This window comes from Nostoc favosum CHAB5714 (assembly GCF_020829495.1).
Lineage (GTDB): Bacteria > Cyanobacteriota > Cyanobacteriia > Cyanobacteriales > Nostocaceae > Nostoc > Nostoc favosum.
The window spans coordinates 89,777-105,084 of record NZ_JAIVFQ010000013.1 but is presented as its reverse complement, the minus strand read 5'-3'; the positions used below and the strand labels follow the sequence as shown (position 1 = coordinate 105,084).

At 43.8% G+C, this 15,308-nt stretch carries 7 protein-coding genes; 5 read left to right on the top strand and 2 right to left on the bottom strand.

The features are described 5' to 3' along the window. Positions 1-789: 789 nt before the first annotated feature. Both LC586_RS11995 and LC586_RS11990 read left to right on the top strand, forming a co-directional pair. Positions 790-6,750, top strand: coding sequence for a non-ribosomal peptide synthetase (locus LC586_RS11995; protein WP_229484759.1), 5,961 nt, complete (start codon positions 790-792; stop codon positions 6,748-6,750). 395 nt (positions 6,751-7,145) lie between these two features. Beyond that, entirely contained in the window at positions 7,146-8,327 is a 1,182-nt protein-coding gene (locus tag LC586_RS11990) for an aldo/keto reductase (protein WP_229484758.1), read from the top strand. Positions 8,328-8,565: 238 nt separating this feature from the next. On the opposite strand, the gene LC586_RS11985 is transcribed toward LC586_RS11990, so the two are convergent. Beyond that, entirely contained in the window at positions 8,566-9,894 is a 1,329-nt protein-coding gene (locus tag LC586_RS11985) for a hemolysin family protein (RefSeq protein ID WP_229484757.1), read from the bottom strand. Between the two features lie 222 nt (positions 9,895-10,116). Here LC586_RS11985 and mfd point away from each other — a divergent pair, with 222 nt between their 5' ends. From mfd to LC586_RS11970, 3 genes are all read left to right on the top strand, one after another. Beyond that, positions 10,117-13,647, top strand: coding sequence for a transcription-repair coupling factor (gene mfd, locus LC586_RS11980; protein ID WP_229484756.1), 3,531 nt, complete (start codon positions 10,117-10,119; stop codon positions 13,645-13,647). 89 nt (positions 13,648-13,736) lie between these two features. Continuing rightward, complete coding sequence (locus tag LC586_RS11975; protein WP_229484755.1) at positions 13,737-13,997, top strand: hypothetical protein; 261 nt, start codon at positions 13,737-13,739, stop codon at positions 13,995-13,997. 9 nt (positions 13,998-14,006) lie between these two features. Continuing rightward, positions 14,007-14,387, top strand: coding sequence for a PIN domain-containing protein (locus LC586_RS11970; protein ID WP_229484754.1), 381 nt, complete (start codon positions 14,007-14,009; stop codon positions 14,385-14,387). A gap of 371 nt (positions 14,388-14,758) precedes the next feature. Here LC586_RS11970 and LC586_RS11965 read toward each other — a convergent pair whose 3' ends face one another. Beyond that, on the bottom strand, positions 14,759-15,283 hold the full coding sequence (locus tag LC586_RS11965; RefSeq protein WP_229484753.1) for a hypothetical protein: 525 nt from the start codon (positions 15,281-15,283) through the stop codon (positions 14,759-14,761). Positions 15,284-15,308: the final 25 nt, after the last annotated feature.

Here is a 15,308-nt window from a genome sequence, read left to right as displayed (position 1 = left end):
GGGCATGTCCAGAGAATTTGGTCATAAAGTAATAAGCTGATATGCATCTAAATTATATAAACATTCTTTATAATCGTTGACGGTTGACGGTTGACGGTTATCGGTCATCAGTCAACCGTCAACAGTCATCAGTCATCAGGTAAATGTACAAGTTAAATGCGTAACAGCTTATCAACACTGTTTGATATCTGTGAGCCTTGTCATCTCTGCATTATAGACATTTTTACCTACTGAGAGAGAATCAATTTTTTAGCTTTACAGTATTTTTACATTTGAATAAACACAATGAAGATTCAGTAATAATTATTTTTTCCTTCAGCAAATTTTCGTAAAAAAAGATAAAGTCTTTTCAGTGATTGTGTTTGAACCATATTATGTTTATACAAAAAAGCAAAAAAATATTTGTAAAGTAAACGTAAATTCGGAAACTAAATCCTTCTCACTGACTGTACCTCAACAATGCAATCAGGTAATTTTTTAAATTTAAATGCATTTTAAAGTTTTAGTTTAAAAATAAAATGTTTTGTAAAAAGCTGGGAATTATTATATTAGAAAAAAATCGAGTAGCTAGAGTTTCAAGTATCAATTATTTTTGAAAATGCATATAATTAGCCTCGGTACTGTAAACCAGAAGTATTTCGCGCACCAGACTGCCCTTAAGCCAAGCTAGGCTTGTATCCTGAGGGCATTCATTAATGTGCAGATTCACATAAAAATTTGTATAAAAACATTTACAATAAATAATAAATTAAAACAAACGTACTTGTTGATGGAGTTGATATATAAAAAATGCAGATAAATAGCCAGACTCCAGAGTATAAGCAAAATATTCCGTTAAATACTTTAACTCACATCATCGGCACTCAAATTCTAGAGGCATGTAATGACACTCAAGTAGTTGATCACGATCTGTGCATCCATCAGATGTTTGAGATGCAAGTAGAGCGATCGCCTCATGCAATTGCTGTAGTATTTGAAGATATACAACTTACTTATCAGCAGTTAAATAAGCGGGCGAATCAACTAGCGCACTACCTACGTACTTTGGGAGTTGGGCCTGAAGTACTTGTGGGCATTTGCCTGGAGCGCTCTTTGGAGATGATCGTAGGAATACTGGCTATTCTCAAAGCTGGAGGCGCTTATGTGCCTTTAGATCCGGCATATCCCCCAGAGCGTTTAGCCTTCATCTTATCAGATACCCAGACACCAGTGTTGTTAACGCAAGAGAAATTGGTCAAGAACCTACCACCGCATCAGACGCAAGTGGTTTGTCTAGACTCAAACTGGCAAGGTAACACCCAAAACAATCAAGAAAATCCTGTAAATCAAACGACGGCTGATAACCTCATCTACGTAATCTACACATCTGGTTCTACAGGACAACCCAAGGGTGTAATGATCCCCCATCGTGGTATCTGCAATCAACTATACTGGCGGCAAACAACCTTTAGATTAACTCAAGCAGATAAAGTTTTACTGACTATTTCTTTTAGTTTCGACCCCTCAGTGTGGCAAATATTCTGGCCATTGTGCTTCGGGGGGCAATTGATCCTGGCTCGCCCTGGTGGACAGCAAGATACTGCTTACCTTGTGAAGGTGATTATTGAGCAGCAAATCACTGTCTTGGCCTTAGTACCTTCTATACTGCGTGTCTTACTAGAAGAGAAGGGAATTGAGAATTGTCGATTTCTCAGGCATATTACCTGCGGTGGTGAAGCTTTACCTAGCGAACTCATAGACCACTTCTTTGCCCAACTGAATTTGGACAATGTTTTCCATAATTGCTATGGCCCCACAGAAGCTTCTATTGATGCCACCTTCTGGACTTGTCAGCGCGGCACTAGTTATACCATTGCTCCCATTGGTCGCCCTATTGCTAATGCAGAGATTTACATCCTTGATGAAAATTTGCAGCCTGTGCCTGTTGGTGAATCAGGTGAACTGCACATTGGCGGGATTGGTTTAGCGCGAGGCTATCTTAACCGTCCTGAATTAACCACAGAGAAGTTCATTTTCAACCCTTTTAGCTCTGAAGTTGGGGCACGTCTTTACAAAACTGGGGATTTGGCACGTTTTCTACCAGACGATAATATCGAATTCCTTGGTCGTATTGACTACCAAGTGAAAATTCGTGGCTTCCGAATTGAATTGGGAGAAATTGAAGCGATATTAGGTCAACATCCGGCACTGACAGAGGCTCTAGTCATAGCTAGAGAGGATGTTCCTGGTGACAAGCAACTAGTAGCATATATTGTTGCCAACTCAGAACAAATTCCTAGTCAGGTTGAATTGCGTCGCTTTTTGCAAGGTCGGTTGCCTGAATATATGGTGCCTGCCTCCTTTGTATGTTTGGACACCCTGCCATTAAACCCCAATGGCAAAATAGACCGCCACGCTTTACCTGCACCCTATACATCTGATCTTCTGTCAACTAACTTTGTCCCGCCCCAAAATGCTACAGAAGAGGTCTTAGCTAACATCTGGGTAAAAGTTTTGCGTTTGGAACAAGTAGGCATTCACAACAATTTTTTTGAATTGGGAGGCCATTCACTGCTGGCGACTCAAGTCATGTCTAGGGTTCGCCAAGCCTTTCAGATAGAAATGCCGTTGCAAATCCTATTTGAGAATCCAACGATCGCTAGTTTAGCTCAAGCGATAGCTCAAACCCAGATTCAAGAAAATGATCCCCAAAACCAGACTATTCCCTCCATCGCCAACCGGGAGTCAATCCCTTTATCCTTTGCCCAGCAGCGAGTCTGGTTTTTGGAGCAGTTGGAACCTAACAGCCCAGCTTATATCATCTCCAATGCACTGCGCTTAACGGGCGAGTTCAACACGAGTATATTGCAACAGGCACTAGATGCGATCGTTATTCATCACGAGGCACTGCGAACAAACTTTATTACATCGCCGGATGGTAGCCCCATACAAGTTATTCGTAAGCCTCGGCCAGTTGAACTCAAGATAATTAAAGTAACCCAAGAGCAGGTACAATCTCTCCTAAATCAAGAGGCGCAACGCCCCTTCAACTTAGAATCTGACTTAATGCTGCGAGCTAGCTTGCTCCAGATAGACGAACAGGAACAGATACTTTTGTTAGTGATGCACCACATCGCATCCGATGGTTGGTCAATGGGTATTCTCTGGCAGCAGTTAGCATCCCTTTATGAAGCCTTATTGAGCGGTAAGCCTTCTCCCCTGGCAAAATTACCCATTCAGTATGCCGATTTTGCTGTCTGGCAGCACCAATGGCTATCGGGTGAAGTCCTCTCCAGCCAAATAAACTACTGGAAAACCCAGTTAGCAGGTGCTAATACTGTACTGGAATTGCCTACCGACCGGCCACGTCTACCAGTGCAAACTTACCAGGGGGCGGCCGAATCCCTCATGCTACCGCAGACTCTGAGTGCATCGCTGATAGAACTCTCGCGTCAGGAAGGTGTCACCCTATTTATGACCTTGCTGGCAGCCTTTGGGACAATCCTGCACCGCTACAGTGGGCAAGAAGATATTCTCATCGGTTCTCCCATTGCTGGACGTAACCGTTCTGAAATTGAAGGGTTAATCGGATTTTTTATTAATACTGTCGTTTTACGGGCTGATTTTTCCGGTAATCCTAGTTTTCGTTCAGTGCTAAGTCGAGTTCGCCAGATGGCATTAGGTGCTTATGCCCATCAAGATATGCCTTTCGAGAAACTGGTAGAAGAACTACAACCAGAGCGAGATACCAGTCGTAACCCACTGTTTCAAGTGTGGTTTAATATGCTCAATTTAAAGGACATCCAACTGGAACTACCTGGGGTGGCGATAGAACCAGTTTCGATGTTAGAAACCGCTTCTAAGTTCGACTTAACCTTGTATGTAACAGAAAAAAATCAGGGAATCCAACTTGATTTAGTCTACAACACTGATCTGTTTACTTCAGAGCGGATGATGGAAATGCTGCATCAATTCCATCATTTGTTGAATCAAATTGTTGCTGCAACGGAATGCCAGATTAGTTTGTATTCTCTTGTCACACCAGGAGCCAGAACTTTGCTACCAGAACCAAGGGCGGTTTTGCCAGAACCTCGGTACGAATTGGTAACAACAATGTTTACCTCTTGGATAAATCGTACCCCAGAACATTTGGCACTCCGTCAAGGATCTCGCACTTGGAACTATGGCGAATTGGGCAAAAGCGCTCAAGCTTTAGCACGGGTGATGTTGTCTCACGGAGTGGAACGAGGAGATGTTGTAGCCGTGTTTGGGACACGAAGCTTTGCACTGATTGCGAGTATGAACGCTGTACTTTTGAGTGGCGGTGTTCTACTGACTCTCGATCCAAAACTTCCCAGCGATACCTTTGGTGGGCTATGCCAACGCCACCTGCTCATGTTAAAGGAAGCTAAAGCTAAATATATATTATATATTGATAGTCAGTATCCAGAATATGAAGAAATATACAAATCTTTAATTATTATCCGTGTAAACCCAGACACAGGAGAAGCGATAAATTCACCCCAAAATAGCAGTAAAGCAATAAACTTGCCTGAAATCGCTGCCGATGATCCAGCTTATATTTTCTTTACTTCTGGCACCACTGGCGTACCTAAAGGGGTGCTGGGATGTCACAAAGGGATGGCGCATTTTCTCAACTGGCAGAGGCAAACATTTGAAATTGGTCAGCAAGACCGGGTTGCCCAATTGACAGGTCTTTCCTTTGATGTAGTTCTCAGAGATATTTTCTTACCTTTGACTAGTGGTGCAACCCTGTGTTTGCCAGAAGAAGGGCATAACCTAGAACCAACTAAAATTCTGAATTACTTGGAACATGAGCAAATTTCTGTGCTGCATACAGTTCCCTCGCTGGCGCAATCATGGTTAGCTAATGTGCCGTCAGGAGTCTATCTACGTAACTTACGCTGGTTGTTATTTGCTGGAGAACCTCTCAAAGAGACACTGGTATATCGGTGGCGCGATGCTTTTCCCGAATCAGGTGAAATTGTCAATCTCTATGGGCCAACAGAGACAACTTTGGCGAAGTGTTATTACAAAATACCTGTTGAGTGTACACCAGGGGTACAGCCAGTAGGATTACCGCTCCCTGAAACCCAAGCACTAGTTTTAACACCAAATAACCAACTGTGTGGCATAGGTGAACCAGGCGAGATCGTTATACGAACGCCATTCCGCACTTTGGGTTATATAAATGCTCAAGAAGAAAACCGTTCTCGATTTGTCAAAAACCTGTATCGGAATGACGAACGAGATTGGCTTTATTATACAGGCGATCGCGGATGCTATCGTCCAGATGGCTCTCTAGCAATTCTCGGTCGCCGAGATCATCAAGTTAAGATCCGTGGGATACGCATTGAGCCAGGGGAAATTGAGACAGTGTTAGCCCAACACCCAGATGTACTTCAAACTGTAGTAATTGCCCGTGAAGATGCTCCTGGGGATAAACGTTTAGTGGCTTACATTATCCCGAATCAAGACTGGGCATCCACAATTAGTGACATACGGAGCTTCCTCTTGACAAAGCTCCCACAGTACATGCTCCCTTCGGCTTTTGTCTTGCTAGACACCATGCCTCTAACCCCCAACGGCAAGGTAGACCGCTGGGCCTTACCTGCACCCGATTCATCAAGGCAAGGGTCGGAAGCTACGTTTGTTGCTCCCCGCAATGAGGTGGAACGCCAGTTAACAGAGATTTGGGAACAAACTTTAGGTGTCCAGCCCATTGGCGTCAACGATAACTTCTTTGAGCTAGGAGGGCACTCCATCTTAGCAGTAAAACTGTTTTGGCAGATTGAGAAGACATTTAATAAAAATCTGCCTCTTGCCATTCTCTTCCAGTCAGCAACTGTAGAGGCTCTAGCCAAAATAATTTGTCAAGAAGATTTAGCAGCAAACAAGGCTTTAGTAAATACCTTAGACGAATCAATAACTACTTGGTCATCCTTGGTAGAAATTCAACCCAATGGTTCCAAGCCACCTTTTTTCTGTATTCACGGACTAGGTGGAGAAGTCTTGTGTTTCCGTGAATTGGCACAGCATCTGGGGCCAGACCAACCATTCTACGGACTACAACCACAAGGGTTAGATGGAAAACATCCTTTCCATACACGGGTTGAAGACATGGCAACTCATTACATTCAAGAAATTCAGACCCTTCAACCCAATGGCCCTTATTTTCTGGGAGGTTATTCTTTTGGGGGTGTAGTTGCTTTCGAGATGGCTCGGCAACTCCAAGAGCAAGGTGAACAAGTTGGTATTCTAGTTATGCTTGATAGTTGTCGTCCAGGTTATAGCTGGCGGGCGTCATTTCTCAAGCGAGTTTTCTTGCATTTAAATAATATTGTTCAACAAGGGCCAGCCTACCTTTGGCAAAGGGTTGTGAGATGGAGTTATTGGCGTAAGTCTCATTTCCAGAATACATACGACCGTTACTTGGAAGTGGCACTAGATATACCTGTAAGTGACAAGCACTTAAAAATTATAGATGCTAACACTCAAGCCGTTAGTGAATATATTTTCCCAGTTTACCCTGGTCGAGCTATCCTCTTGCGAACAGAAGATCAAAATCGGGACGAAGCTATAGGCACACAATACGATCCTCAATTCGGCTGGGGCAAAGTAGTTGCTGGAGGATTAGATATCCATTACGTTCCTGGATCTCACCTTGGCCAACTTAATGAACCGCATGTACAGGTGTTAGCCGAAACATTGAGAAATTGCTTAATCCAAGCGCAGTCTCCAAAGAATTAATCTCACAACCCGCTACCTTAGCAAAAGAAGTCAACCAATTTTTGATTTTTGATTTTTGATTTTGGATTGAAAGAAACTAAAAGGGTACGAGGCTTAAGGATTTTGGATTTTTTCTAGCCTCAACTCAGCACTGCTGGGTGCTTTTGTCATGTCTTAGCCTAAACACTAATTAGGAGAATAATGGAGAAATGTTTGCTAGTGCTAACTAGGATGAGATAATTATTTTGTGGAACTGGAATACTGGTCGCAGTCCAATAACCAAAAGACCTGACCAATTTAATATGCGATGAATCCTGCTAGTGTCACAGATTGAACAGAGGTAGTTATTGTGACACTGTAGGCTTGAATGGCTGTTGTTTTAGATTTTAAGTTGGTAAGCAATCCACAATTTACTGATGCTATATAGACGATTTGGACGCACAGAATTACAGATGCCAGTGTTTTCCTGCGGTGGCATGAGATATCAGTTCAAATGGGAAGATGTTCCCAATAATGAAATTCCTGCTGATAACCAGGCAAATCTGGAAGCGACTATTAGAAGGGCACTCGATGTTGGGATTAATCATATTGAAACTGCTCGTGGTTATGGCACTTCCGAAATGCAATTGGGGAGAATATTGCCCAAGTTTCCCCGCGAAAAGTTGATTGTTCAGACCAAAATCAGCCCAAAGGCAGATGCGAAAGAATTCCGCGAGACATTTGAACAATCATTGCAAAATCTCCAACTAGATTATGTTGACCTTTTAGGGTTGCATGGCATCAATCATGCTGAGTCGTTAAATGACAGCATCCGTCCCGGTGGCTGTTTGGAAGTAGCGCAGCAGTTGCAAGCAGAGGGAAAAGTTAGATTTATTGGCTTTTCCACACACGGATCAACAGATATGATTGTGCAGACAATTAATACCAATCTATTTGATTACGTGAATCTGCACTGGTACTACATTAATCAATGGAATTGGGCAGCAATTGAAGCAGCTAAATGCCACGATATGGGGGTATTTATTATTAGCCCATCTGATAAAGGAGGTTTATTATATAAACCACCGCAAAAGTTAGTAAATCTTTGCGCCCCTTTGAGTCCAATGGTGTTTAATGATTTGTTTTGTCTGAGTCATCAAGAGGTGCATACCCTGAGTTTGGGAGCAGCAAAACCAGAAGATTTTGATGAACACCTGAAAACTTTAGAATTAGTAGATCGGGCATCAGAAATTTTACCGCCGATTTTAGCAAGGTTGGAAGAAGAAGCGATCGCTACTTTGGGAGAAGATTGGGTAAAATCCTGGCAGACAAATCTACCAACCTTTGACCAAACCCCTGGTGAGGTAAATATTCGGGTGATTTTGTGGTTGAGAAATTTAGCGATCGCCTACGATCTGGTAGACTATGCCAAAATGCGTTACAACCTGCTTGGTAATGCCAGCCATTGGTTTCCTGGTAACAAAGCTGATCGGCTAGACGAATTAGACTTGCGGCAATGTCTCGCCCGCAATCCCCACGCCGATAAAATCCCTCAAGTTTTGGAACAAACACATCAGATGTTGGCAGGTGAGGCTGTCCAACGTCTATCGAAGACTTGACAAATTGTAGGAATGGGGCATGGGGTTTGGGAAAAATAATTCCTAATTCACGCCGTGTGCAACTTTCTCTCAAACCTAACCCCCAACCCCTTCCCTACTAGCGTTGGGGAGCAAGAATCAAAGCCTCTCGGACTGTGGGGAGAGGAATGGAAGCGGGGTTCTAAGAATTAAGTTGCACATCGCGTTAACTCCAAACTCCAAACTCCAAACTCCAAACTCCAAACTCCCCCAAGCATTACTAATCAGATTTTGCCGTATCTGGTGATTTATTTCCCTTTGGTACGACCAGCACCTTATCAACGCGGTTTCCATCCATATCCATCACTTCAATTCGCATACTTTGCCATTCAAAATGATCTGCTGCGGCAGGAATACGACCTAAATGAGTGATTACAAAACCGCCTAAAGTTTGATAGCTACCGCGTTCCTCAGACTCCCACTCTTCCATACCGAAAAGTTCCAAAAACTCCTCTACAGGCAACATCCCATCTAAAAGCCAGGAACCATCCTCGCGTTGCACAGCTTGTGGATGATCCAGTCCATCTGTTGAAGGAACATCACCCACAATTTCGCTCATGATGTCGTTGAGAGTGACTAATCCTTGAATCACGCCGTATTCATCCACTACCAGCGCCATGTGAGTGATGGTTTGTTTGAACAATTCCAAAACTTTCAAACCACGGGTGCTTTCTGGGACAAATATGGGCTGTCGCAATCCCACTGTCAAGTCTAGCGGTTCTCCTCGGAAACTCCTGGCTAATAAGTCCGTAACAGGGATAACACCTAGCACATTGTCAAGTCCCCCTTGACAAACTGGATACCGAGAATAGGCACTATCAACCATTTTGTGACGATTTTCTTCGGGAGAGTCGTCTAAGTCTAGCCAGACAATATCGGGACGGGGTGTCATTAAGTAGCTGACAGGGCGATCGCCTAAACGAAAGACTCGCTCCACCATATCCTGTTCGGCTTCCTCAAAGGTTCCCGCCTCGGTGCCTTGCTCAATTAAGATTTTAATTTCTTCTTCGGTAACTTGCGGCTCAGTAGAAGCTGTAATTCCCAGTAATCGCAGGATCAAATCTGTAGAAGCGCTTAAGAGATACACCATTGGGGAAGCGATCGCCGATAAGGCTTGCATAGGAATCGCTACAATCGATGCAATCCTTTCTGGGTTGTTTAATGCCAAACGCTTCGGTACCAATTCGCCAACAATGAGTGACAAATAGGTAATAAGCAAAACCACTATTCCGAAAGATAGCGGTTCACTATAAGGTGCTAACAAGGGCACAAGTTTTACATAGATTGCCAATCGGTTGGCAATTGTTGCTCCTCCAAAAGCACCAGTCAGGATACCGATTAGGGAAATACCCACTTGAACGGTTGACAGGAAATGATTTGGAGACTCAGCTAGTTGCAATGCTGCCTTTGCCTTGGTATCTCCTTGATTGGCAAGCTGCTGTAGCCTAACTTTCCGGGCTGAGACAATCGCCATCTCAGACATAGAAAACACACCGTTGGCAATAATTAGCACCAAAATGATTAAAATTTCAAAAGTGATGGAGGACATGTTTAAAATTGCCGCTTATCAGAGCGAACGTAGCTCAATACCTAGTATCTAGTATTAAAGGTGCTTCTATAAATGCTTTGACTGTACACAAAGTAATAGTTATTTTCACGTTGACTGTTGACTGTTGACTGTTAACCGTCAACCGTCAACCTTTTAAAATAGTTGACATAAACTGCCTCAAGATTTTCTGATCCACAAAGACTCCCACCGCTAGTAGTACTTATGTCATTTTCTTCTATTGTGCGTGCCTTAGCGCGATCGCCGCTCACCACTGAATTTATTTCTAAGTTAAACCGACAACAAGAATTGCGGTTAAATGGCATTCCTCGACTACCCAAGGGTTTGGTGGCTTCGGCATTGGCCCAATCTCAAGGCAAGGATTTGTTTGTGGTTTGCGCCACCCTTGAAGAAGCTGGACGCGTTTACGCACAACTGGAGGCAATGGGATGGCAAACAGTACATTTTTACCCCACCTCCGAGGCTTCTCCCTACGAACCTTTTGACCCGGAAACTGAGATGAGTTGGGGGCAAATGCAGGTATTGGCGGATTTGGTAACAGGGGACAGGGGACAGGGGACAGGGGACACAGAACTGAACAACATCCCCAATCCCGCAGCGAAGCGATCTTTGGCAATCGTTGCTACTCAAGGGGCGCTGCAACCCCACTTACCACCACCAGAAGCTTTTGGGCGATTCTGTCTTACCTTAAAGCGGGGGATGGAATTAGACTTGAATGCCTTCAGTGAGAAAATAACTATTCTGGGATACGAACGAGTACCTCTGGTGGAAACAGAAGGACAGTGGAGCCGACGGGGCGATATTGTTGATGTGTACCCAGTTTCATCTGAGTTTCCAGTCCGGCTGGAATGGTTTGGTGATGAAATCGAGCAAATGCGGGAATTTGACCCAGCAACCCAACGTTCCGCCCTCGACAAAGTTGATCAGTTAATTCTTACCCCCACTAGCTTTGCTCCCATCGTCATGGCGGCACTGAAGAATAGTTCTGAGTTAGGAGTTATGAGTTATGAGTTAAATTCTGACTTAGAACTTAGCACTGAGAACTCATCACTCTTGGAGGGTAGTCGTCGCTTTTTGGGGTTGGCTTTCGAGCAACCAGCGTCCCTGCTAAACTATTTATCAGAAAATACCCTGATTGCCATTGATGAGCCAGAACAGTGTCATGCTCATAGCGATCGCTGGGTGGAAAATGCCCAGGAACAATGGAGGCTGGGGACTGGGGAAGAATTAAACCTCCCGAAAATTCATCGGTCGTTTGATGAGTGTTTGGCTGACGTTGCCAAATTTAAAACCTTATATTTATCGGAACTGTCAGAAGAAAATGATGGGATTAATCTTGCCAGCCGACCTGTTCCAGTCACGCCGCACCAGTTTGCTAAACTAGCTGAAACCATCCGCCAAGAACGCGATCGCAATTTCTCGATCTGGCTGCTTTCTGCTCAACCTTCGCGTTCTGTCTCTCTATTGCAAGAACATGATTGTCCGGCTCAGTTTATCCCCAATCCCCGCGACTACCAAGCGATAGATAAGCTCCAAATCAACCATACTCCCATAGCCCTAAAATATTCTGGTCTGGCGGAACTAGAAGGTTTTATTCTGCCGACATATCGAGTGGTAATCGTTACAGATCGGGAATTTTTTGGGCAGCATTCTTTGGCGACTCCCGGCTATATCCGCAAGCGTCACAAAGCTACTTCTAAGCAAGTTGATCCCAATAAGCTGCGTCCAGGCGATTATGTGGTTCATAGAAATCATGGTGTTGGCAAATTTGTCAAGCTGGAAAGTTTGACGATTAATAATGAAACCCGTGATTATTTGGTAGTGCAGTATGCTGATGGGTTACTCAGAGTCGCAGCCGATCAAGTAGGTGCTTTATCCCGGTTCCGCGCCGCAGGTGATAAAGCACCGGAACTCAACAGGATGACCGGTAAAGCTTGGGAAAATACCAAGAATAAAGTCCGCAAAGCGATCAAAAAATTGGCGGTGGACTTGTTGAAACTGTATGCAGCGCGATCGCAACAACAAGGTTTTAGCTTTCCAGGTGATATGCCTTGGCAGGAAGAACTGGAAGATTCTTTCCCCTACCAACCTACAACGGATCAACTCAAAGCTGTACAAGATGTAAAACGCGACATGGAAAGCGATCGCCCAATGGATCGCTTAGTTTGTGGCGATGTCGGTTTTGGTAAGACGGAAGTGGCGATTCGTGCTGTTTTTAAAGCAGTCACCGCCGGTAAACAAGTGGCACTCCTTGCGCCAACGACTATTTTAACACAGCAGCATTACCATACACTCAAAGAACGTTTTGCACCCTACCCGGTAAATGTCGGCTTACTCAACCGCTTTCGGTCTGCTGAAGAACGCCGTGATATTCAAAAGCGATTGGCAACGGGTGAATTAGATGTAGTAGTTGGTACGCACCAACTTTTAGGTAAAGGCGTGACATTCCGGGATTTAGGACTGTTGGTGGTGGATGAAGAACAGCGATTTGGGGTGAATCAGAAGGAGAAAATTAAAAGCTTGAAAACTCAAGTGGACGTGCTTACCCTCTCCGCCACTCCTATTCCCCGGACTTTGTATATGTCCTTGTCGGGAATTCGGGAAATGAGTTTGATTACCACACCACCCCCAACTAGACGACCGATTAAAACCCATCTATCACCAATAAATTCCGAAAGTATCCGTACTGCAATTCGGCAAGAATTAGATAGAGGCGGACAGGTATTTTACGTAGTTCCACGAGTAGACGGAATTGAAGAGACAACAGCCAATTTACGAGAAGTTTTACCGGGAGCTAGGTTTGCGATCGCTCACGGTCAAATGGATGAAAGCGAGTTAGAATCAACCATGCTCACCTTCAGCAATGGCGACGCAGATATCCTCGTTTGTACGACAATTATTGAATCTGGCTTAGATATTCCACGAGTCAACACGATTTTAATTGAAGATGCTCATCGCTTTGGATTGGCACAACTGTATCAATTACGCGGTCGTGTGGGACGTGCAGGTATCCAAGCTCATGCTTGGTTATTTTATCCGAAGCAGCGGACGTTATCTGACGCGGCACGGCAACGATTACGAGCAATTCAGGAATTTACTCAGTTGGGTTCTGGATATCAACTGGCAATGCGCGATATGGAAATTAGAGGCGTGGGTAACTTGCTAGGTGCAGAACAATCCGGTCAAATGGATGCCATCGGTTTTGATTTATACATGGAAATGCTAGAAGAAGCAATTCGGGAAATCCGAGGACAAGAAATTCCGCAAGTGGAGGATACCCAGATTGACCTCAACCTGACAGCATTTATCCCAGCAGATTACATTACTGATTTGGATCAAAAGATGAGTGCATACCGGGCAGTGGCGACAGCTAAATCTAAATCAGAATTAAAGCAGATAGCTGGTGAGTGGAGCGATCGCTATGGTACTTTACCAGTCTCTGCAAATCAACTTTTGCGAGTCATGGAACTCAAACAGCTAGCGAAAAAACTTGGATTTAGCCGCATTAAACCAGAAAACAAGCAGCACGTCGTTTTAGAAACACCAATGGAAGAACCCGCTTGGAATTTATTGGCGGCGAATTTACCAGAAAATCTCAAGACGCGCTTTGTCTATTCTCCAGGGAAAGTGACAGTGCGCGGGTTAGGAGTTTTTAAAGCAGATCAACAATTGCAGAATTTGATTGATGCTTTCGGGAGAATGCAAGGTGCGATTCCAGAGGCGGCTGTTGTTTAAATGCTAGAAAAAGATTAGTCATCAATTGCTTGATAAGTTTTGCTCAAGTTTTTATCAATTAAGAACCAAACCTACAGGGGATAAGCAGAGTGAGTATTAATCTTGATTTGCCACCAGAGCTAGAAAACCAGCTTTTTACTGAAGCTTCTCGGTTAAATCTTCCTCTTTCTGAATACATTCTTCGGATTCTTTCTGTGAGACAGGTTTTAGCAAATCCTCCTAAGACAGGAGCCGAACTCGTTGCTTATTGGCAGAGCGAAGGTGTGATCAACTCACGACCTGATATTACAGATAGTCAAGCATACGCTCGCAAGTTACGCCATCAGACCCAAACGCGTGAGCGAGAATAGGTAAAGTTGATGTATTTGCTAGATACCGACGTTTTGATTGATATTCAACGAGGTCATGCTCCTGCAATAACTTGGTTTGCCAGTTTATCAGAGTTGCCCAGTGTGCCCGGCTTTGTAGTCATGGAACTGATTCAGGATTCTCAAAACAAGCAACAATTAAGTAATGCTTTAAAACTGGTTGCGCCGCTACCTGTAGTCTGGGCTACTGAGGCTGACTTGACTCGCGCCTTGTCTGACTTTACGACCTACCATTTATCTCACAGTTTAGGGTTGTTAGATGCGCTGATAGCTGCTTGTGCTGTTGGGCAAGGTGCAACATTTTGTACATTCAATGTAAAACATTACCGTGTTGTTCCCGATCTTGTTATGGCACAGCCCTACATACGTTAACAGCTACCCAACACTTGTACAACCGGGGTCTAAGATTTGGGTTGGAGCGATCGCTATTTCTGCCAGATCCTTCGCGTTCACGTAGTGTCTCGCAGAAATAGCGGTTCGATAAATTAAGCTTTTTGGCAATTTTTGCCTAAGTCCTAACGATATATAGGACTAGTATTTGATTTTTGAAATCCACGTAGGCGAGCCAGTCGCGTGGGCGGGTTTCCCGACTTGAGCGAACTGGCGTTGTGTTAGCGATAGCATAACGCACCATTCCAAGCTTGTGGTGCGTTACGCTCTGCTAACACACCCTACAATAATACTTAGATTTTTTCACACAATCAAATATGATTCCTGTATCGCACAGTAGCAGATGTTGACCATCATCGGGAGTTGCCCAATTTAAGTAATAGACCAAAACTCAAGACCGCTAAACTAGCAAATCCAAAGGTAGGTTCGGGAATAGATTTTGCAACTACAAGCGGTTGAATTTCAGAAGAGGTAATATAATTGGTAAGGAAAGGCTTGCCAATATAATTAAGATAAGGCAAACCAACAATATTAGCAGTATACTCATCTAAATTTTCATAAGTTGAGAAAGCTAATTTAGAATTACTAGAGTTAAATCCAAAAGAACTTAAACTAGATACACCCAACCATTTCTCTTGCGGAACTTTGGAGTTGCCAGAAAATATCAAATCAAACGTATTTAACTCACTTGTGTAAATTAACCCATCATTATTTTCATCTACACCAGAAAATGAACCAGACAAGATACCTCCTCCTTCCCAGCCTGATTGTGTAAAGGCGTAGTCCAGAGATGCAGCTTGTACTTGGTTAACTGAGCTTCCTAGCAAGCTGAAAATACTGAGAGTAGTTGTAAATGCTATCTTTGGGAACCATCTCATAGTTTTATACCAGAGAATTGTTGAA

Bases quoted from the DNA above. Each gene is read 5' to 3' on its own strand.
- LC586_RS11995 (WP_229484759.1), top strand. From the start codon at position 790: ATGCAGATAAATAGCCAGACTCCAGAGTATAAGCAAAATATTCCGTTA.
- LC586_RS11990 (WP_229484758.1), top strand. From the start codon at position 7,146: ATGCTATATAGACGATTTGGACGCACAGAATTACAGATGCCAGTGTTT.
- LC586_RS11985 (WP_229484757.1), bottom strand. From the start codon at position 9,894: ATGTCCTCCATCACTTTTGAAATTTTAATCATTTTGGTGCTAATTATT.
- mfd (WP_229484756.1), top strand. From the start codon at position 10,117: ATGTCATTTTCTTCTATTGTGCGTGCCTTAGCGCGATCGCCGCTCACC.
- LC586_RS11970 (WP_229484754.1), top strand. From the start codon at position 14,007: ATGTATTTGCTAGATACCGACGTTTTGATTGATATTCAACGAGGTCAT.
- LC586_RS11965 (WP_229484753.1), bottom strand. From the start codon at position 15,283: ATGAGATGGTTCCCAAAGATAGCATTTACAACTACTCTCAGTATTTTC.